Source organism: Humibacter ginsengiterrae (assembly GCF_054780115.1).
In genome coordinates this window covers 1-21,105 of the sequence record NZ_BAAGWY010000004.1, presented here as the reverse complement: position 1 = coordinate 21,105, position 21,105 = coordinate 1, and the positions used below count along the sequence as shown (strand labels likewise).

At 68.1% G+C, this 21,105-nt stretch carries 15 protein-coding genes; 14 read left to right on the top strand and 1 reads right to left on the bottom strand.

The features are described from left to right. Positions 1–49 precede the first annotated feature (49 nt). A complete protein-coding gene (locus ACYVII_RS06615; protein ID WP_460532892.1) occupies positions 50–808 on the top strand; it encodes a LamB/YcsF family protein in 759 nt (252 codons plus the stop codon). After that, positions 805–2,577: a 5-oxoprolinase subunit B/C family protein gene (locus ACYVII_RS06610; RefSeq protein WP_460532889.1), complete on the top strand. Its 1,773-nt coding sequence runs from the start codon at positions 805–807 to the stop codon at positions 2,575–2,577. The genes ACYVII_RS06615 and ACYVII_RS06610 overlap by 4 nt, the downstream gene beginning before the upstream one ends. Positions 2,578–2,596: 19 nt before the next feature. Here ACYVII_RS06610 and ACYVII_RS06605 read toward each other — a convergent pair whose 3' ends face one another. Continuing rightward, positions 2,597–3,499: a spermidine synthase gene (locus tag ACYVII_RS06605; protein ID WP_460533501.1), complete on the bottom strand. Its 903-nt coding sequence runs from the start codon at positions 3,497–3,499 to the stop codon at positions 2,597–2,599. Between the two features lie 51 nt (positions 3,500–3,550). Between ACYVII_RS06605 and ACYVII_RS06600 the strand changes: the two genes are divergently transcribed. The 12 genes from ACYVII_RS06600 (at position 3,551) to ACYVII_RS06545 (ending at position 20,903) form a co-directional block, all read left to right on the top strand. Beyond that, a complete protein-coding gene (locus tag ACYVII_RS06600) occupies positions 3,551–4,108 on the top strand; it encodes a hypothetical protein (RefSeq protein ID WP_460532886.1) in 558 nt (185 codons plus the stop codon). Between the two features lie 288 nt (positions 4,109–4,396). After that, positions 4,397–5,623: a sensor histidine kinase gene (locus tag ACYVII_RS06595; protein WP_460532884.1), complete on the top strand. Its 1,227-nt coding sequence runs from the start codon at positions 4,397–4,399 to the stop codon at positions 5,621–5,623. After that, positions 5,620–6,411: a response regulator transcription factor gene (locus tag ACYVII_RS06590; RefSeq protein WP_460532882.1), complete on the top strand. Its 792-nt coding sequence runs from the start codon at positions 5,620–5,622 to the stop codon at positions 6,409–6,411. Before ACYVII_RS06595 ends, ACYVII_RS06590 begins: the two co-directional genes overlap by 4 nt. Positions 6,412–6,796: 385 nt before the next feature. Next, positions 6,797–10,324, top strand: coding sequence for a DNA-directed RNA polymerase subunit beta (gene rpoB, locus ACYVII_RS06585; RefSeq protein WP_460532879.1), 3,528 nt, complete (start codon positions 6,797–6,799; stop codon positions 10,322–10,324). A 44-nt stretch (positions 10,325–10,368) separates the two neighbouring features. Next, a complete protein-coding gene (locus tag ACYVII_RS06580) occupies positions 10,369–14,250 on the top strand; it encodes a DNA-directed RNA polymerase subunit beta' (protein ID WP_460532876.1) in 3,882 nt (1,293 codons plus the stop codon). A 372-nt stretch (positions 14,251–14,622) separates the two neighbouring features. Continuing rightward, positions 14,623–15,744: an MFS transporter gene (locus ACYVII_RS06575; protein ID WP_460532873.1), complete on the top strand. Its 1,122-nt coding sequence runs from the start codon at positions 14,623–14,625 to the stop codon at positions 15,742–15,744. A gap of 89 nt (positions 15,745–15,833) precedes the next feature. Continuing rightward, entirely contained in the window at positions 15,834–16,313 is a 480-nt protein-coding gene (locus ACYVII_RS06570) for a DUF6121 family protein (protein WP_460532870.1), read from the top strand. 276 nt (positions 16,314–16,589) lie between these two features. Continuing rightward, complete coding sequence (locus tag ACYVII_RS06565; protein WP_460532867.1) at positions 16,590–17,447, top strand: endonuclease domain-containing protein; 858 nt, start codon at positions 16,590–16,592, stop codon at positions 17,445–17,447. A gap of 160 nt (positions 17,448–17,607) precedes the next feature. Further along, on the top strand, positions 17,608–17,973 hold the full coding sequence (locus ACYVII_RS06560; protein ID WP_460532864.1) for a PadR family transcriptional regulator: 366 nt from the start codon (positions 17,608–17,610) through the stop codon (positions 17,971–17,973). Further along, entirely contained in the window at positions 17,970–19,019 is a 1,050-nt protein-coding gene (locus ACYVII_RS06555; RefSeq protein WP_460532861.1) for a permease prefix domain 1-containing protein, read from the top strand. The genes ACYVII_RS06560 and ACYVII_RS06555 overlap by 4 nt, the downstream gene beginning before the upstream one ends. A 4-nt stretch (positions 19,020–19,023) precedes the next feature. After that, complete coding sequence (locus ACYVII_RS06550; RefSeq protein WP_460532858.1) at positions 19,024–20,091, top strand: ABC transporter ATP-binding protein; 1,068 nt, start codon at positions 19,024–19,026, stop codon at positions 20,089–20,091. Beyond that, positions 20,088–20,903: an ABC transporter permease gene (locus ACYVII_RS06545; protein ID WP_460532855.1), complete on the top strand. Its 816-nt coding sequence runs from the start codon at positions 20,088–20,090 to the stop codon at positions 20,901–20,903. The genes ACYVII_RS06550 and ACYVII_RS06545 overlap by 4 nt, the downstream gene beginning before the upstream one ends. The last annotated feature ends 202 nt before the right edge of the window (positions 20,904–21,105 follow it).

Sequence of the window (21,105 nt, the reverse complement as noted above, 5' to 3'; positions counted from 1 at the left end):
GTCATGCGCGACCCTGGCGAACCGTGAGACGGCGGGCAGAATGAAAGGGATGCGCGCGATCGACATCAACTGCGACCTCGGCGAATCGTTCGGCGCCTGGACGATGGGCGACGACGAGGCGATGCTCGACGTCGTCTCCAGTGCCAACATCGCCTGCGGGTTCCACGGCGGCGACCCCGCGACCATGCTCGCGACCTGCCGGGCAGCCCGGGATCGCGGCGTCGCGATCGGTGCCCACGTGTCGTACCGGGACCTGGCGGGCTTCGGCCGCCGCTTCGTCGACGTGGCGCCCTCCGACCTGCACGCCGACGTGCTGTACCAGCTGAGCGCGCTCGCCGGCATGGCGGAATCCGCCGGAGCGCAGGTGCGCTACGTCAAGCCGCACGGCGCGCTGTACAACCGCATCGCGACCGATGAGCAGCAGGCGACAGCGGTGGCGGATGCCGTGGCATCCTTCCCCGCGGAGCTGCCGGTGCTCGGGCTTCCGCACAGCGCGATCGAGCGGGCGTGCGAGGCCCGCGGAGTGCCGTTCGTGCGCGAGGCGTTCATCGACCGGGCGTATCTCGGCGACGGCACGCTCGTGCCGCGCAGCCGGGAGGGATCGGTGCTCTCAGTCGACGACGGGATCGCGGAGCGCGCCGTCCGCATGGCCTCCGACGGCGTCGTGCAGACGATCGACGGAGAGACGATCGAGCTCGACGCGGCGTCGCTGTGCGTGCACGGTGACAGCCCGGATGCCGTCGCCATGGCGATCGCCGTGCGGGAGGCGCTGGCCGAGGCGGGCGTCCGGATCGAGGCGTTCGCGTGAACGGACAGGCACCGCTGCCTCCGTACACCATCCACCGGCTGGGGGACCGCGCGCTGCTCGTCGACCTGCCCGATCTTCACGCCGTGCTCGCGCTACGCGACCTCCTGTCGCAGGCGCGCCGCTCCGGCGTCGACGACATCGTGCCCGCCGCGCGAACTCTGGCCGTGCTCTTCGACCCGAAACGCCTCTCGGCCGACGCCGCCCGCACCTGGCTCGACCGGATGCTCGAGCGGATGCCCGCAGAAGCCGGTGCCGCGAGCGCGTCGCGGGACGACGCCGAGTCCGTCGTCGTCGATGTCGTGTATGACGGCGAGGACCTCGACGAGGTCGCAGCGCTCGTCGGCATCACGACCGACAAGCTCGTGCGCCGGCACACGGATGCCACGTGGCGCGTCGCCTTCTCCGGTTTCGCGCCGGGGTTCGGCTACCTCGTGACCGACGACGAGTGGTTCGATGTGCCGCGTCGTTCCAGCCCGCGCACACGCGTTCCCTCCGGAGCGGTCGGCCTCGCCGGAGGATTCAGCGGAGCCTATCCCCGGGAGGGCCCCGGCGGCTGGCAACTGATCGGACGAACGGATGCGCCGCTCTGGCGCCCGGACAGCAACCGTCCCGCGCTCCTTATTCCGGGAACGACGGTGAGGTTCCGCGCGGTCGAGGTGTCCGGCCGCCCGGTCCCGTCGGAGGCGGAGTCACTGGAGACCGCCTCCTCGGACGCCGCTCCCTCGGACGCGACGGACGGCACACCCGCCACCGCTCGGACGGCCGGCCGGAAAACGCACGATCGGCCGCCTGGGGAATCGCTTTCGGAAGCGGCGGATCGTGCGTTTTCCGGCGGATCGTTCGATGGTGATCTCCGGGCAACCGCAACGAGTCCAGCAACCCCCGACCCCGCCGTGACGGTGCTGCAGTCCGGCCCGCAGCTCCTCATCGAAGACCTCGGCCGCCCGGCTTCCGCGTCGATCGGCGCCGGCCGCTCTGGCGCACTCGATCGCGGAGCACTCCGGCTGGGCAACCGCCTGATCGGCAACGCCGAGTCAGCCGCGGGGCTGGAGGCGGTCGTCGGCGCGGGGTTGCGATTCGAGCGGCCGACGTGGTTCGCCGTGACCGGGGCGAGGGGTGCGCTGACGCTGGGCGGGCATCCGATCGAGCCGGATGCCGCCTGGCGTGCTGAACCCGGCGAGGTGCTCGAGCTCGGCACCGCCGAACACGGCCTGAGGTATGTGGTCGCCCTGCGCGGCGGCATCGCGGTGCCGCACGAGCTGGGCTCGGCCTCGAGCGACATCGGCGCGCGGCTCGGACCGGCTCCCCTCACCGACGGTGACCCGATCGCACTGGCGGACGACGTCGCGGGCGGCATCCCCGCAGTGGATGCGCTCACCGTGTGGTCGCCGCCGGACGACGAGGTGGATGTGCACGTCGTGGCGGGACCCCGGCAGGACTGGTTCACACGGGAATCCGTCGTCGCGTTCTACGAGACCGGCTGGCAGGTCACGCAGGACTCCAACCGTGTCGGCGCGCGCCTGCACGCGGACGGCGTGATGTTGCAGCGATCCGACGACCCGGCCCATCCCTCGGAACTGCCGAGCGAGCCGATGGTGCCCGGAGCGATCCAGGTGCCGCCGTCGGGCGAGCCGACCGTGCTGCTTGCCGACGGCCCCGTCACCGGCGGATACCCGGTGATCGCCGTCGTCGCGGATGCCGACCTCGACCTCTTCGCGCAACTCCGGCCAGGCCAGCGCGTGCGCTTTCGCCACAGTCGCCCTTACTGAGCGCAACCGGCTAGTCGCCTCACCCCTTCAGCTGGAACACGCTCCGCCCGGGCAGCGGGGACGCGACGGCCGTCGCATCCGTCACAACTTGCGCCCCCGCGACGAACTGCCGCAGCTCCTCGCCCGCGACCGCCTTCGCCGGATGCGGTCCGCTCGCCAGCAGGCGGGGCAGCCAGTCCAGCGGCAGGGCGGCGTTCGAACCGACGAGCACGATGTTGCCGAACCTTTTGCCTTTCAGCACCTGCGTCTCGGCCAGCGCGGCGACGTGCTCGACGACGGAGGCGACGGTGGATGCCTGCCCGCGCGCGAACGAGAGCGGCGGTCCGTCGGCGACGTTGACGAGCACCACGCCGTCCGGCGCGAGCAGCGACACCGCCTCCCGGTAGAACTCCACGCTGGTCACGTGGGCGGGATTGCGCGCTCCGCTGAAGATGTCCACGATGAGCAAGTCGACCGTTCCGCGCAGCCCGGCGGGCAGCTTTCGGACGACCTCGCGGGCATCCCCGTGCCGCACCCTGATCTGTGCGGACCTCGGCAGCGGCAGCTCGGACCGCACGAACTCGACGAGGTCGCTCTCCAGCTCGATGACCTGCTGGCGCGATCCGGGCCGGGTCGCCGCGATGTACCTGGGCAGCGTCATCGCGCCGGCGCCGAGGTGCACGGCGGTGATCGGCTCGCCCGGCTCGTGCAGCAGGTCGATCACGTTTCCCATGCGCTGCACGTACTCGAAGAACAACCGGGTCGGGTCGTCGAGATCCACGTGCGACTGCGGCGTGCCATCCACCACCAGCTGATAGGAGCCGGGAACCCACCTGTCGGGCTCGATCACGGCGCGCAAGCCGCTGTTCTTCAAGACGACCGAATGATGCTCCTGCACCCCTTCAGGATAGGGACCGGCCCTCCACCCGATCTCCACCCGCATCTCCACCCGTGGTTTGTGGGCAGAGCACGCGCACGAAATGAGAGTGGATGCATGACCATTTCCCTGCAGCTCGTCACCAACGCGATCCTCATCGTCGCCCTCGTCGCCTTCGTCGGCTACCGCCAGATGACCTGGCGGGCCGTGGATCCGGGACGCATGTGGCGCATGCCGGCGATCCTCGGGATCGTGGGAGTCGTCACGCTCGGCAGCATGACGAAGATGAATGCCCTGACCGGCACCGACATCGCCGTGCTGTTCGGCGAGCTCGTCATCTCGCTCGCGCTGGGAGCAGCGATGGGGGCGATCGCGAGGTTCCGTCCGATGACGGCCGATGGCATCCGTCTCTACCGTGAGGTGCACGCGAACGACCGTCGACCGAGCTTCGCGCCCGTGACCCTGGAGACCCGCACCGGATGGCTCGGCATCGCGCTCTGGATCGCGCTCATCGCCGTGCGCATCGGCATCGACGCCCTGGCAAGCATGGCCGGTTCGCATCTTGCCGCTTCAACCGGTGTGATCCTGCTCATGGTCGCCGCGAACCGCCTCGCCCGGGTCGGCGTCATCCTGTACCGCGCAGCACGCGTCCCCGCGGAGCCCGTGCGGGTCTGAGCTGTCTGGCGCGCCGCGCGAGCGGCGGCGCGCCGCGGTTGGCTTGGTGGATGGTTGCGTTTGTCGCGGCGTACACGCCGCCGCGACGCGGAGCGTGTTGCGTTGCCGAGGTGCGCGCAAGCGGCATCCACTCGAAAACAGGCAGGAAGGCGCTTACCTCGGCGTAACAGGCAGAATCTGCCTGTTACGCCGAGGTTTGCCTGTGTAGGCAGCTGCAGGGCGCGGGCGCCCGTGCCGAAGCGTGCGGCAGGATGGGCCACGGATGGCCACGCGCGGGAAGGAGCGAACGTGTTCGAGACGGCACCCGGTGTCCCGCTCCGCCGCACACCGTTCGGCATCGCCCTCAACGCCCTGGGCATCGTGGTGGTCGTCGCCTATCTCGTGCCCGAGTTCTTCGGCGGCAAGATCCCTCTGCCGGAGTTGACGGTGCCGCTCGCTCTGATCTCGGTGCTGGCCTGGATCTGCGTGCTCGTGGTGCCGTTCCACTGGTTCGTGGTCGCGCGTGTGCTCTTCCTGGTGATGGTCGTCGCGGGCGCGCTCGCCGCGTGGCCGACGAACGGCCTGCTCATCGTTCCCGTCATCTCGGGCGTGATGCAGTCGGGCGGCCTGGAGCATCCTCCCTGGACCAGCTACACCTACGCACTAATCGCCGCCGGATGCGTTGTCGTGGTTCCCGTCGCCGTCGCTGTCAGCGGCGGCAAAGGGGTCACGGTCGAGGGCATCCTGTCGCTGGAGTTCGCCGTGCTGGTCGCTCTGCTCGCCGGCATCAACCGCCGGCAAGCGCGGGCCAGGCAGGTGGCCGCCGCCGAGCTCGCCGAGCGCACCGCCGCCATGCGCGAGGAGCAGGCCAAAGCGTCGGCGCTCGCCGCACGCCAGTCGCTCGCACGGGACATGCACGACGTGCTGGCGCACAGCCTGGGCGGCCTGGTGATCCAGCTCGACGCGGTCGAGGCCCAGCTCGAGGCGGGAAAGACGGATGCCGCACTCACCCGCCTGCACGACGCCCGTTCGATGGCGGCCTCCGGCCTGGCCGAGGCGCGGCGTGCCGTGGAGGCGCTGCGCACGCCGACGGATGCGCGTGACTCCGTCTCCTCCGCCGATCTCGCCGCCCAGCTGATCGACCTCGTCGACGCCCACGAGCGGCTCGGAGGCCGCATCGACTTCGAGCAGCTCGGCACTCCGGTCGACGTGCCGGAGCGCATCGCGACCGCGCTGCGGCGTGCTCTGCAGGAGTCGCTGAGCAACGCGCGCAAGCACGCGCCCGGTGAGCCGGTGCAACTGCGCATCACGTGGCATCCGGACCGGGTGGCGCTCGAGGTCGCGAACGCCGTCGCCGTATCGGCGGACGCAACCCGTCCGGGCGTGGAGCTTGCGACCACCGGATCCGGCAACGGGCTGCTCGGCATGCGGGAGCGGTTCGCCGAGCTGCCAGGCGGCACGGTCGAGACCGGCGTGCACGACGGAAGGTTCGAGGTGCGCGCTGAGGCCGCACTCGTGGCGGGAGGAGCCGCATGAGCACATCGCGTGGCGATGACGGCATCGGAAACGGACGGAACGGCCGCGATGGCGGCGAGCCGCGCATCCGCGTGATCGTGGCCGACGACCAGGCCATCGTGCGGGACGGCCTGGTGACCGTGCTCGACCTGCTCCCCGACATCGAGGTGGTCGGCGAGGCGGCCGATGGCGCCCAAGCCGTCGCGCTGGTGGGGGAGCGGCATCCGGACGTCGCGCTCATGGACCTGCGGATGCCCGTGCTCGATGGATCCGCCGCCACCGCCCGCATCACCGCCGAGCATCCGGGCACCGCGGTGCTCGTTCTGACGACGTTCGCGGACGATGCATCCGTCATGGGTGCGCTGCGGGCCGGTGCCCGCGGGTACCTCACGAAGGATGCCTCGCGCGCCGAGGTCGCGGCCGCCGTGCGCTCCGTCGCCCGCGGGCAGACGACGCTGTCCGGAGAGGTCGGTGCGCGGCTGATCGGCGGCCTGACCGGGTCGGTACCGGAGCCCGCGTCGCCGGGAGCGCCGCTCGAGGGCCCGACGCATCCATCGGCTGCTCGCCCGGGCGCCCTTCAGCCGCCTCGTACGGGCGCGTTGCCGGCGGACGAGCTGCGCAGGCGGCATCCGCAGCTCACGGCACGCGAGGCCGAGGTGCTGGAGCTGGTCGGCCAGGGCATGAGCAACCCGGAGATCGCCGGCCGGCTCTACGTGAGCATCGCCACGGTGAAGACCCACATCAACTCGATCTTCGCCAAGCTCGACCTGCGAGACCGAGCCCAGGCGATCGCCCTGGTTCGCCCATGAGCGGCGGGTAGATGCGCCCCGGAAGCGCCCCTACAGCGGAATAAACGGCTGCCCCGGGGCGCTTATACCCCTGAATCCGAAATCGGTCAAGAAAAAACTGGACACGGCGCGTCGCATTGACGTATAGTTGTTCTTTGCGCTCCCACACTCATGCCTTCATATTGCGGTCGGCTCTGCGTGTCTTCCGGTGTGTGCATGGGCTGGGTCTTTCGGTGGTGGAACCCGGGGCTTCTGCGAGAGCAGGGTTACGGGTCTACGACGCGCGGGACCGGTCAGATAGAGCACAACGGCAGGGCACCACTGTAACGGGAGTCTTCGTCCACACCACAACCTGACCGACAGTCACCCGCGGTCCCTTCCCCGGGACCCCATGGAGGTTATTTCCTTGGCTGCTGCGCGCAACGCATCTTCCACCACCACTCCCAAGAACGGACGAAACCACTCTCGTCTTTCGTTCGCCAAGATCACCGACACCCTCACCGTTCCGGATCTCCTCGCCCTGCAGACGGAGAGCTTCGACTGGCTGGTCGGAAGCGACGCGTGGAAGGCTCGCGTCGCCGAAGCCGAGGCCCAAGGCCGCCAGGATCTGCCCGGCAACAGCGGTCTGGAGGAGATCTTCGAGGAGATCTCCCCGATCGAAGACCTCAGCGAGACCATGCAGCTGAGCTTCACGAACCCCTTCCTGGAGGAGAAGAAGTACTCCATCGACGAGTGCAAGGAGAAAGGCAAGACCTACTCCGCGCCGCTCTACGTCGAGGCGGAGTTCATGAACCACATCACCGGTGAGATCAAGACTCAGACGGTGTTCATGGGCGACTTCCCGCTGATGACGGAGAAGGGCACGTTCATCATCAACGGCACCGAGCGTGTCGTCGTGTCGCAGCTGGTCCGCAGCCCCGGCGTGTACTTCGAGCGCACCGCGGAGAAGACGTCCGACAAGGACATCTACTCGGCCCGCATCATCCCGAGCCGTGGCGCATGGCTCGAGTTCGAGATCGACAAGCGCGACCAGGTCGGCGTGCGCATCGACCGCAAGCGCAAGCAGTCCGTGACCGTCTTCCTCAAGGCGCTCGGCCTGACCAGCGAGGAGATCCTCGAGGAGTTCAAGGGCTTCACGTCCATCGAGCTCACGCTGGAGAAAGACACCATCCTCACCAAGGAGGAGGCGCTCAAGGACATCTACCGCAAGCTGCGTCCGGGTGAGCAGGTGGCAGCGGAGGCCGCTCGTGCCCTGCTCGACAACTACTACTTCAACCCGAAGCGCTACGACCTCGCCAAGGTCGGCCGGTACAAGATCAACCGCAAGCTCGGCCTCGAGGCCCCGCTTTCCGACTCGGTGCTGACCAACGCGGACATCATCAAGACCATCAAGTACCTGGTGGCCCTGCACGACCCGACCGCGCCCGGCGTGAAGCAGCTCGGCGAGAACGTGTACGCGATCGACGGCACCCGCGGCGGCAAGAGCGCGGACATCCGCCTGGATGTCGACGACATCGACCACTTCGGCAACCGCCGCATCCGTGCGGTCGGCGAGCTCATCCAGAACCAGGTGCGCACCGGCCTCAGCCGCATGGAGCGCGTGGTTCGCGAGCGCATGACCACGCAGGACATCGAGGCGATCACGCCGCAGACCCTGATCAACGTGCGTCCGGTCGTGGCTGCGATCAAGGAGTTCTTCGGAACCAGCCAGCTGTCGCAGTTCATGGACCAGAACAACCCGCTCGCTGGCCTGACCCACAAGCGCCGCCTGTCGGCGCTGGGCCCCGGTGGTCTGTCCCGCGACCGTGCGGGCGTCGAGGTGCGCGACGTGCACCCTTCGCACTACGGCCGCATGTGCCCGATCGAGACGCCTGAAGGCCCGAACATCGGTCTGATCGGCTCGCTGGCATCCTTCGCCCGCATCAACTCGTTCGGGTTCATCGAGACGCCCTACCGCAAGGTCGTGGGCGGCAAGGTCACCGACCAGATCGACTACCTGACCGCGTTCGAAGAGGACGACTTCATCGTCGCCCAGGCCAACGCTCCGCTGAAGGCCGACGGCCACTTCGCAGAAGATCGCGTTCTGGCCCGCCAGAAGGGCGGCGAGGTCGACCTCGTTCCCGCCGACCAGATCGGCTACATGGATGTCTCGCCGCGCCAGATGGTGTCGGTCGGCACCTCGCTGATCCCGTTCCTCGAGCACGACGACGCGAACCGCGCCCTGATGGGTGCGAACATGCAGCGCCAGGCCGTGCCGCTGCTGCGCAGCGAGTCGCCGAACGTCGGAACGGGCATGGAGGGTTACGCGGCCATCGACGCCGGCGACGTGCTCACGGCGGAGAAGTCCGGCGTGGTCGCGGAGGTCTCGGCGGATGCCGTCACCATCCAGCTCGACGAGGGCGGAACGCAGACCTACTACCTGCGCAAGTTCGACCGCTCCAACCAGGGCACGAGCTACAACCACCGGGTCATCGTGAACGCCGGCGAGCGCATCGAGGCCGGCGAGGTCATCGCAGACGGTCCCGCGACCGAGGACGGCGAGCTCGCGCTCGGCAAGAACCTGCTCGTGGCGTTCATGCCGTGGGAGGGCTACAACTACGAAGACGCGATCATCCTCAGCCAGAACCTGGTGAAGGACGACACCCTCTCCTCGATCCACATCGAGGAGTACGAGGTGGATGCCCGCGACACCAAGCTCGGCAAGGAAGAGATCACGCGCGACCTGCCGAACGTGAGCCAGGAGCTGCTGGCCGACCTCGACGAGCGCGGCATCATCCGCATCGGCGCCGAGGTTCGCCCCGGCGACATCCTGGTGGGCAAGGTCACGCCGAAGGGCGAGACCGAGCTCTCCGCCGAGGAGCGCCTGCTCCGTGCGATCTTCAACGAGAAGAGCCGCGAGGTTCGTGACACCTCGCTGAAGGTGCCGCACGGTGAAGAGGGCACGGTCATCGGTGTCAAGGTGTTCGACGCCGTCGACGGCGACGACGAGCTCGGTTCGGGTGTGAACCAGCGCGTCGCGGTGTTCATCGCTCAGAAGCGCAAGATCACCGCGGGCGACAAGCTCGCCGGCCGCCACGGCAACAAGGGCGTCATCTCGCGCATCCTGCCGGTGGAAGACATGCCGTTCCTCGCGGACGGCACCCCGGTCGACGTCATCCTCAACCCGCTCGGTGTTCCCGGCCGCATGAACTTCGGCCAGGTTCTGGAGATCCACCTCGGATGGGCCGCCAAGCAGGGCTGGAAGGTCGAGGGCAACCCGGAGTGGGCTGCTCGCCTGCCCGAGATCGCTCGTGAGGCCGCGCCGAACACGAAGGTGGCGACGCCGGTGTTCGACGGTGCGCTGGAGGAGGAGATCGCAGGTCTGCTCGACTCCACGCTGCCGAACCGCGACGGGGAGCGCCTGATCGACCACACCGGTAAGACGCAGCTCTTCGACGGCCGCTCCGGCGAGCCGTTCCCGGAGCCGATCTCGGTGGGCTACATGTACATCCTGAAGCTGCACCACCTGGTCGACGACAAGATCCACGCCCGCTCGACCGGACCGTACTCGATGATCACCCAGCAGCCGCTCGGTGGTAAGGCGCAGTTCGGTGGTCAGCGCTTCGGCGAGATGGAGGTGTGGGCCCTCGAGGCGTACGGCGCCGCCTACGCGCTGCAGGAGCTGCTCACCGTCAAGTCCGACGACATCCTGGGCCGCGTGAAGGTGTACGAGGCCATCGTCAAGGGCGAGAACATCCAGGAGCCGGGCATCCCGGAGTCCTTCAAGGTTCTCATCAAGGAGATGCAGTCGCTGTGCCTGAACGTCGAGGTGCTCTCGGCCGACGGCACCCCGGTGAGCCTGCGCGACACGGATGACGAGGCATACCGTGCCGCCGAAGAGCTCGGCATCAACCTGTCCAGCCACTTCGAGTCGTCGTCGATCGACGAGATCTGAAGCCAGCCAGACCCTTACTGACGAACTTTCTACTAGGAGAGAAATTGCTCGACGCAACAACTTTTGACGAGCTGCGTATCGGCCTGGCCACGGCAGACGACATCCGTCGCTGGTCCCACGGTGAGGTCAAGAAGCCCGAGACGATCAATTACCGCACCCTGAAGCCGGAGAAGGACGGTCTGTTCGGTGAGCAGATCTTCGGTCCGTCCCGCGACTGGGAGTGCGCGTGCGGCAAGTACAAGCGCGTGCGCTTCAAGGGCATCGTCTGCGAGCGCTGCGGCGTGGAGGTCACCAAGTCCTCCGTGCGCCGTGAGCGCATGGGCCACATCGAACTCGCCGCCCCCGTGACGCACATCTGGTACTTCAAGGGTGTGCCGTCGCGCCTGGGCTACCTGCTCGACATGGCGCCGAAGGACCTCGAGAAGGTCATCTACTTCGCCGCCTACATGGTCATCGACGTCGACGAGAACGGTCGTCACGAAGACCTGCCGGGCCTGGAGAACGAGCTGCGCCTGGAGATCAAGGCGCTCACCGACCAGCGCGACGCCCGTGTGGCCGACCGCCTGGCCAAGCTCGAGAACGACCTCGCCGCGCTGGAAGAGGAGGGCGCGAAGGCCGACCAGAAGCGCCGTACCCGCGACGGCGCTGAGAAGGAGATGTCGCAGATCCGCAAGGGCTTCGACGAGGACATCGCGCGTCTCGAGCGCGTGTGGGAGTCATTCCGCACGCTCAAGGTGGGCGACCTCAAGCCCGAGGATGCCGACTTCAACGAGCTGCTCGACCGTTACGGCCTGTACTTCACGGCCTACATGGGTGCCGAGGCGATCAAGAAGCGCCTCGAGGCGTTCGACCTGGTCGCCGAAGCCGAAATGCTGCGCGATCAGATCGCGAACGGCAAGGGCCAGAAGAAGATCCGCGCGATCAAGCGGCTGCGTGTCGTCAGCTCGTTCCTGCAGACCGGCAACTCGCCGGCCGCCATGGTGCTCGATGTGGTTCCGGTCATCCCGCCGGAGCTGCGCCCGATGGTGCAGCTCGACGGTGGCCGCTTCGCCACGAGCGACCTGAACGACCTGTACCGTCGCGTGATCAACCGCAACAACCGTCTTCGTCGTCTGCTCGACCTCGGTGCCCCCGAGATCATCGTGAACAACGAGAAGCGCATGCTGCAGGAGGCCGTCGACGCGCTGTTCGACAACGGCCGCCGCGGTCGTCCCGTCACCGGCACCGGCAACCGCGCCCTGAAGTCCCTGAGCGACATGCTCAAGGGAAAACAGGGTCGCTTCCGCCAGAACCTGCTGGGCAAGCGCGTGGACTACTCGGGCCGTTCGGTCATCATCGTCGGCCCGCAGCTCAAGCTGCACCAGTGCGGTCTGCCGAAGGACATGGCGCTCGAGCTGTTCAAGCCGTTCGTCATCAAGCGGCTGATCGACCTGCAGCACGCGCAGAACATCAAGGCCGCCAAGCGCATGGTGGAGCGCGCGAACCCGCAGGTGTGGGACGTGCTCGAGGAGATCATCCGTGAGCGCCCTGTTCTGCTGAACCGTGCGCCGACGCTGCACCGTCTGGGCATCCAGGCGTTCGAGCCGCAGCTCGTGGAGGGCAAGGCCATCCAGCTTCACCCGCTCGTCTGCGCCGCGTTCAACGCGGACTTCGACGGTGACCAGATGGCCGTGCACCTGCCGCTGTCGGTGGAGGCGCAGGCCGAGGCGCGCATCCTGATGCTCGCGTCGAACAACATCCTGAAGCCGTCCGACGGTCGCCCGGTGACCTTGCCCGCACAGGACATGATCATCGGTCTGCACCACCTGACGACGATCAGGGAAGGCGCAGAGGGCGAGGGCCGCGCGTTCTCGTCGGTGTCCGAGGCGATCCTCGCCAAGGACCAGGGCTCGCTCGACCTGAACGCCAAGGTGCGCATCCGTCTCGAGAACCTCTACCTTGCGGAAGAGGATGCCCCCGAGGGCTTCGTGCAGGGCGGCACCGCGCTGCGCGAGACCACGCTCGGTCGCGCGATCTTCAACGAGACGCTGCCGGAGGACTACCCCTACGTGGAGGCGGTCGCCGACAAGGGCAAGCTGTCGTCGATCGTGAACGACCTGGCGGAGCGGTACCCGAAGGTGGAGGTCGCGGCAACGCTCGACCGCATCAAGGATGCCGGTTTCTACTGGGCAGCGCGCTCCGGTGTCACCGTCGCTCTCAGCGACATCGTGACGCCTCCGTCGAAGAAGGAGATCATCGCCTCCTACGAGAAGAAGGCGGCGAAGGTCCAGAGCGAGTACGAGAAGGGTCTCACCACCGAGGCCGAGCGACGTCAGGAGCTCATCAAGATCTGGACGGATGCCACCGACGAGGTCGCGAAGGCCATGCGCGAGAACTTCCCGGAGCACAACACCATCAACCGCATGGTGTCCTCCGGAGCTCGTGGTAACTGGCTGCAGGTGCGCAACATCGCCGGTATGCGAGGGCTGGTGAACAACCCGAAGGGTGAGATCATCCCGCGTCCGATCATCTCGAGCTACTCCGAGGGACTCTCGGTGGCCGAGTACTTCATCGCGACGCACGGTGCCCGCAAGGGTCTGGCCGACACCGCTCTGCGCACGGCCGACTCCGGCTACCTCACGCGTCGTCTGGTGGACGTCTCGCAGGACGTCATCATCCGCGAAGACGATTGCGGCACGACCAAGGGTCTCGACCTGAGGATCGGTGCGCGCGACTCCGAGGGTGTGCTCATCCGCGACGAGAACGCCGAGAACTCGGTGTTCGGTCGTAGCCTCGCCACCGACGTGGTGGACGAGAAGGGCACGGTCCTCGCCGAAGCCGGGTCGGATGTCGGTGACGTGCTCATCAACATGCTGATCGCGGCCGGTGTCGAGACGATCCGGGTGCGCTCCGTGCTCACCTGCGAGTCCGCCGTCGGTGTCTGCGCGGCGTGCTACGGCCGTTCGCTGGCCACGGGCAAGCTCGTGGACATCGGAGAGGCTGTCGGCATCATCGCGGCGCAGTCGATCGGTGAGCCGGGCACGCAGCTGACGATGCGTACGTTCCACACCGGTGGTTCGGCATCCGCGGACGACATCACGCAGGGTCTTCCCCGCGTGCAGGAGCTGTTCGAGGCGCGCACCCCGAAGGGTGCGTCCCCGATCGCCGAGGCCGCAGGCCGCGTGCGCATCGAGGACACCGAGAAGGCCCGTTACGTCGTGCTCACCCCCGACAACGGCGACGAGGAGCACCGCTACCAGGTGCTCAAGCGCTCGACGCTGCTCGTCGAGGACGGCGACCACGTGGAGCTCGGTCAGCAGTTCATCGTCGGCACGGTCGACCCGAAGGAGGTGCTGCGCGTGCGCGGCATCCGCGCGGTGCAGGAGCACCTCGTTGGCGGCGTGCAGGGCGTATACCGCTCGCAGGGTGTGCCGATCCACGACAAGCACATCGAGGTGATCGTGCGCCAGATGCTGCGCAAGGTCACCGTGGTCGACCACGGTGAGACCGACCTGCTGCCCGGTGAGTTCGTCGACCGGTCGAAGTACAACGCGATCAACCGCGCCGCGCTCGCCGAGGGCAAGAAGACGGCATCCGCCCGCCAGGAGGTCATGGGTATCACCAAGGCCTCGCTCGCAACGGAGTCGTGGCTGTCGGCCGCGTCGTTCCAGGAGACCACGCGTGTTCTCACGCAGGCCGCCATGGAGGGCAAGCGCGACCCGCTGATCGGTCTCAAGGAGAACGTGATCATCGGAAAGCTGATCCCGGCCGGCACCGGCCTGCCGCGTTACCGCAACGTGACGGTCGAGGCCACGGAGGAGGCGAAGGCGGAGCGTTACCCGAACCGCATCTTCACCGACGACACCGTGTTCAACGAGAACGACCTGAGCTTCGTCGACTTCGACAGCTTCAGCTCGGACGACTACACCCCGGGGACTTACAACTGATTGAGGTTTGGTGAAAGGCGAGCTCGCTCGCCTTTCACCAAACCGATTGAAGTTATGAGCCGCGAAGCGGCGATACAACTGACGAAGGTGAGAGCAAAGCGAGCTCGCTCGCCTTTCACCAAACCAATTGAAGTTGTGAGCGGCGAAGCCGCGACACAACCGACGTCCCTACGCAGGAGCCCCGCGCCGCAAGGTGCGGGGCTCCTGCGCATTTCGCCGCTCGTCGCCTCGAGACCGCGCGGTGCGCCTCGCGCAAGCCCTTGGCGCGCGCTGTTACCGTGACGAAAGCTGTCTGAGCGGCGAAAGCCGTGCACGGCGACAGCCGACCCAGCCCGCCACGCGGTGCGCCGCGTTCACACAACAGGGGGCACCATGAGCAACGACACACCGCAGGCACGAGGCGCCGACGAGCCGTCGGAGCCGACCGACCTGAACCGCGCATCCGATGACGTGACGCCGTCTGGCCACGAATCGGCGCACGCTCCCGCGGAGGACTCGGTCGAGGGAGTCCCGGCCGAAGAGGAGCCTCTCGTCACCGAGGAGCATCCCGCCGCGGGTGAGGCTCCCGTCGAGGCGGGAACCCCTCGCGAGGCTCCCGTCGAGGACGCTCCCGTTGCGGCTCCTGTAGCGGCGCGGCGTCCCGTCGATCAGCCGGCCCAGTCCTCCGTTGGCGACGACACGGCGGCGTTCGACGTGGTCCCCGATCAACACGACGAGGCGCGGCCGGACGAGCGAGCGGAACCCGTGATCCTGCCGCCCGAGCCGTCGGGAGAGACATCCGAACACCGGGCAGCAGGGTATGACGGTGAGCAGGCGGCGGAACAGGCGCCGGTGGCACCGGGGCCTGTGCCGTACGAAGAGACGGCATCCGCCGAGCAGGCGGGCACGACAGGGCTCGAGGGCGGGATCGCGGCGGCGACGGTGGCGGCGCCCACCCCGATGTACGTCACGGCTCCGACTCCGCCCAAGCGGCGCGGCAACCGGCTGATGGGCATCCTCATCGACATCGTCGCCACGGTCGCGTTCGCGGTGGTCTTCGCGCTCGTGAGCCTTGCGCTCATCGTGGCCAGCGGCCAGAAGGGCTCGATGGTCACGTGGGAGCACTTCCTGCAGACGGCCGCATTCTGGCTGCCGGTCGTGGTCTTCTTCCTCGCTGAGGCGCTCCTCATCACGATCGTCAACCGCGCCGGATGGTGGGCGCACGTACTCGGATCGTTCTTCGTCGGCGTCGTCGTCTACTTCGCCTACATGAGCGGCACGCTGCTCTCCGTCGACGTGTTGCACGTGTCTGCCTCCTTTGCCGGCCAGTTCCTCAGGACCATCGCGGTCAGCCCGACCGCGATCTTCGCCGGTGTCATCGCGCGCGAGGCATCCCTCTGGTTCGGTGCCTGGATCGCGGCCCGCGGCCGACGGATCCGCGCGGCTAACCTGGAGGCACAGCGCGAGTACGACAGGCGGATCGCCGCCGGGCCCACCACGAGCCCGGGAGCCTGAACCGCACGCGCAACGCCGGCTCCACGTTCGATGAGCGTGGACCAGCGCGTGCGTGAGCGCCGCCGAATCGCCGAAGCGCAGCATCCGCCATGGAATTCCGTCGATACGCCGCCACCCTCGCCTTCTTCGCGACGGTGCTGTACGTCGCGCTGTTGATCGCCGCGCTCGGCGTACTCAGCGTGATGCTCAATCGCGACGTGATCGAGAACGCGGATGCCGGCCTGTACGCCGGTCCGATCGCCTGCGGGGTCGCTTCCGCTGTCGTCTTCGCGGTGCTGATGGTGCGAGCGCTCCGGGTGCCGCGTCACGCGCACGACATCGCGATCGGTGTCGCGCTGCTGAGCGGCGCGGGATCTTACGTCGGCTATGCGGTCGCCGGCGCGATGGTCGTGGGAGTCACGGACCCGTTCCAGTTCCTGCCGTTCGTCGTCGAGCAGCTGATCGGACCGTTCGCGGCGGCCGCAGGCATCCTCTCCCTCGTCGTCGTGCTCCTGGACATGATCGTGCTGTCGTCGCGCATCGACGAGCGCGGCCGTCCACGTTGGCCGTGGGAGAAGCGCGACCGCTGAACGGCTGCACGCCACCGTTCCGCTGTCGCAAATTGCGGGTTGGTGGCGGGCGCACCCGCAATTTGCGACAGCGGAAGCGTGAGGCGATGCGCTTCGGATGCCTGTGGAGGGCTCGCGCGGGAGAAGGCCGGTTTCGGGCAGGGTGCGGGCATGCAGCCGTCGCCGATTCCCTCCGAGCTCGGACCGTCGTTCACCGCCAAGCAAGCCCGGGATGCCGGGGTTTCAGCGTCCAGGTTGAGGGCCCGGGACCTGCAGGCCCCGTTTCACGGCGTGCGTGTGAGGCCGCCGACGGAAGAGGGACCGCAGAAGAACGACGAGGACGACCCGGACGTCGTGAAGGAACATCCGATCATCGCCCTTGCTCGTCAATACGCGCTCCGGATGACCGAGCACGAGTTCTTCAGTCACCTCACGGCGGCTATCATCTGGGGTCTGCCGCTTCCGCCTGCGATCGAGAACACGAGCGCGCTCGACGTCAGCGTGTTCGCGCCGTTACGAGCGTCCCGTGGTCGAGGCGTCCACGGACACCAGGCGCGTAAGGGCAGCACGACCGTGCGGCGGCATCCGAAGACCGGCCTTCGGGTCTCGAGCCCGGTCTCGACCTGGGCGGCCGTGGCGCCGATGCTCGAGCATCCGTACGATGTCGTCGCCATGGCGGATGCCATTGTCCGCGTGCCGCGGGCACCCGGTGCGTTTGCCCGACCGCTTTCCCGACCGCTCGGCACGATCGCCGAACTGGATGCCTGTGTACGGGCCGGCCGCCGCGTCGGAGTCTCAACGCTTCGCGATGCGCTTCCGTTGGTACGGCTGGGCGCTTCATCGCGGCCCGAGACCTGGACGCGCCTCACGCTGATGGATGCCGGCCTGCCGATGCCGACGCTCGATCACGACGTCTTCGACGAGTACGGAATGTTCCTGGCGTGCGTCGACATGGCCTACCCGGAACTCAGGATCGCCATCGAATACGAGGGCGATCACCATCGCAGCGATGCGCAGCAATGGGCCAAGGACGTCGACCGGTACGACGCCCTGACCGCACACGGGTGGCGGGTCATCCGCGTGACGAAGCGGCTCCTGTTCGATCACCCCCAGGAATTGGTGCGCCGCGTCCGGACGGCCATCGACGCTCGCTGACTCCCCACTACCCCCCGCGCTCCACCGGATGGTGTTCGTGCCCCATTCCGCTGTCGCAAATTGCGGGTCCGCCCGGGGAACACCCGCAATTTGCGACCACCGAATCCCATGCACACAGCGTGATTGCAGCGAGGGTACTTGATCTGTTATAGTACTGGCCATGCAAGAAGACTCGCAGGCATCCGCGGCGTTCACCGCCGACCTGCTGCGCGGCCACACCGACACGATCGTGCTCGGCGTGCTGCGTGGCGGCGACGGGTACGGCTACGAGATCCACAAGGCGATCCGCGACGCCACCGGCGGCGAGTACGAGATCAAGGAAGCGACGCTCTATGCGAGCTTCCGTCGCCTCACCAAAGACGGACTCATCGAGCCGTACTGGGGTGACGAGACGCAGGGCGGCCGCCGCAAGTACTACCGCATCACCGACGCCGGCCGTGCCGTGTACCGACGAAACGTCGAGGACTGGCTGAAGACGCAGGCGATCATCAACACACTTCTGAACCTGAAAGGGGGCCGCTCATGAGCGGCAGCGACAACACGTCTGCCGGTGGGGAACTGGATGCCCGCCTCAACGAGGCGTTCCGGCGCCTTCCCGACACAGACGACCTGCGCGACCTGAAAGACGAGCTGCGCGCGAGCCTGGCCGCCCGCGTCGCGGAGTTGGAGGCATCCGGTGCCGGACCGATGGCGGCCGTGTCGACGGCATTCGCCGAGCTCGGTGACATCGAGCAGCTGGCCGCCGAGGTCGCCGGCGAGCCTGCAGGCCCCGCCGGCGGTGAGCCGGTGGGAGGTACCGCGTTCGCCGGAGACACAGCCGCACGTATGGCGGACGCCGACACGAAAGCCGGGGGAGCGGATGCCGCGACGGGCCACAGCACGTTCGAGCTGGTGCAGCGGCATCGCGTGCGTCCTCGTCCGGCGTTCGTCGTGCGCACGGTACTGCTCTCCGTGGTGGCCGCCGCGGGGCTCGCGCTCACCGTGCTGGCGGCGCTCGGCATCCTCGGCTGGCCGATCGGCGCGTCGGCAGTGGCCGCGATCGTGCTGCTGGCCGCCCCGATCGGCGTGATCGTGAGCGACGGCACGCATCAGGAGACCACGACGAACTACCCGGTGCCCGGCCGCCGCGCGATCGGGTACGGAGCATCCGCGTTCCTCGGGCTCGCCGGCCTCGCGCTCGGCGCGCTTTACGCCACTCACCTGGCGCAGTTGTGGCTGATCGTGATCGCGGCGCCCCTCGTGGTCGTCTCGATCGCCTGGTTCAGCTACCTCGGCGCGACGCAGACGAACCGCAAGAAGCCCTGGATGGCCAGGCTGCGCAGCGTCTACACGAACGAGCTCGACGGTGGCGACCGCTTCAGCAAAGACCCCGCGGCGGCCGCCCGGTTCGGCATCTACACGGTGGTGATCATGGTGGTCTCGGTCGCCGTGTTCGTCATCCTCAGCCTCACGGTCGGCTTCGTCTGGTCGTGGCTGGCGTTGGTGGCCGGGTTCGTCGTCTTCTTCCTCGTGCTGGCGCGGATGCTCTTCCCCGCCGGCCGCAACGAATCGAATGGAGCACACCATGAATGAGCGGATGTCCGCACACAGCACCGCCGGCACCCTGGCGGTGGACGCGGCCGGGCTCACGAAGACGTACCGCGGCGCGCACCGCACGCCCGTGCACGCGTTGCGCGGCCTGACGTTCCAGGTGCCCGCCGGCATCGTCTTCTCGATGCTCGGCCCGAACGGCGCAGGCAAGTCGACCACCACGAAGATCCTCACCACGCTGAGCCGCCCGAGCGGCGGATCCGCGCGCATCGACAGCATCGACGTGGTGCGCCACCCGGCCGAGGTGCGTCAGCACATCGGCTACGTCTCGCAGGGAGCGAGCACCGACCCGCTCCTCACCGGCACCGAGAACCTGGTGCTGGCCGGCCGCCTGCGCGGCATGAGCGGGGCGGATGCTCGCACCCGGGCATCCGCTCTGCTCAAGGAGTTCGGGCTGGGCGACGCCTCCGATCGCCCCGTCGGCAAGTTCTCCGGCGGCATGCGACGCCGGCTGGATGTCGCGGCCGCGCTCGTGCACGCACCGCGCGTGCTGTTCCTCGACGAGCCCACCACCGGGCTCGACCCCGAGGCGCGGGCGGCGATGTGGGCGGAGATCCGCCGCCTCTCCGCCGAGAGCGCCATCACGGTCATCCTCACGACGCACTATCTCGAGGAGGCCGACCGGCTCGCTGACGACGTGATGATCATCGATCACGGCACGAAGGTCGTTGGCGGAAGTCCCGACGAGCTGAAGGCATCCCTTAACGGCGACACGCTCCGCGTCTCGCTCGTCGAGCCGGACGTCGAGACGGTGCGCAGGGCGGCCTCGACGGTTCGCGGCCTGCGCGACGTCGTCGTGGAGACGCAGGGGACGAACGGTCAGCTCGTGGCCCGCACCGACGACGCGTCGTCGGCCGTGGCACCCGCGATCGCGGCGCTCGAAGCGGCGGGCGTCGTGTTCGGGGCGGTCTCTGCGTCCCGCCCGAGCCTCGACGACGTGTACCTGCACTACGCGGGCCGCTCGTTCGACACCGTCGACGCCGCGGCAGAGCCGCAAGCATCCGCGGCGGCGAAGCCGGAGGCATCCACAACCCTGAACGGAGAAGCAGCATGACCACTACTGTCGCCGGCGTCGCGCCGGCCCACCCGGTACGAGCCGGATGGCTCACCCAGACAGCGCAGATCACCGGCCGCTGGATCACCAACACCCGCAGGCAGGTGTGGGGTGCGGCGTTCTCGCTCGTGCAGCCGATCGTGTGGATCCTGCTGTTCGGGCAGGTGTTCTCCTCGCTCGGCAAGCTGCCCGGATTCGGCCACACCGGGTACGCGACGTTCCTCGTGCCCGGCGTGCTCATGATGACCGTGCTGTACAGCGGTGCGTGGGCCGGGTCGGGCTACATCGACGACATGAAGTCCGGCGTGATGGACCAGCTGCTCACCGCACCGGTCTCCCGCACCGCGATCGTCACCGGCCAGCTCGTGCAGCAGCTGATCATCTGCCTCGGACAGTCGATCGTCGTGTTCTTCATCGGCTGGCTCGGCGGCGCGAGCTACCCCGGCGGAGTCGGCGGGATGGCGCTCGCCCTGCTGACTGCGCTGCTGCTCGGCACGATCTTCTGCTCGCTGTCCACGGCGGCCGCGCTCACCACGCGCAACCAGGTCGCGCTGATCGGCATCTCGCAGATCGTGGTGCTGCCGGTCACGTTCCTCTCCACCACGATGATGCCGGCGTCGCTGATGCCGGAGTGGGTGCAGAACGTGTCGAAGTTCAACCCGATGACCTGGTCGGTCGACCTCGCCCGCAACACCCTGGCGGGCACGACGGATGCCTCGGCGCTGCTGCACGTCGGTGGCCTGGTCGTCCTCGCGGTGCTGGCCTTCGTGTGGTCGGTGCGGGCGCTGCGGGGGTACCAGCGCAGCCTGTGACGGCGCCGGCCCGCCATCCAATCAAGCGACACTAGGTGTACGCGACGACACTAGGTGCACAGCGCCGGGTCTCGTCGCATACACCTAGTAGCGTGTCGCGTCTAATGTAGTGGGTATGGCTGGTTGGCTGTTCTCGATTGATACTTGATCGGGAGGAGGCCGTGGCATGCCCAGGCCGAAGGAATTCGTTGTCACGTTGAGT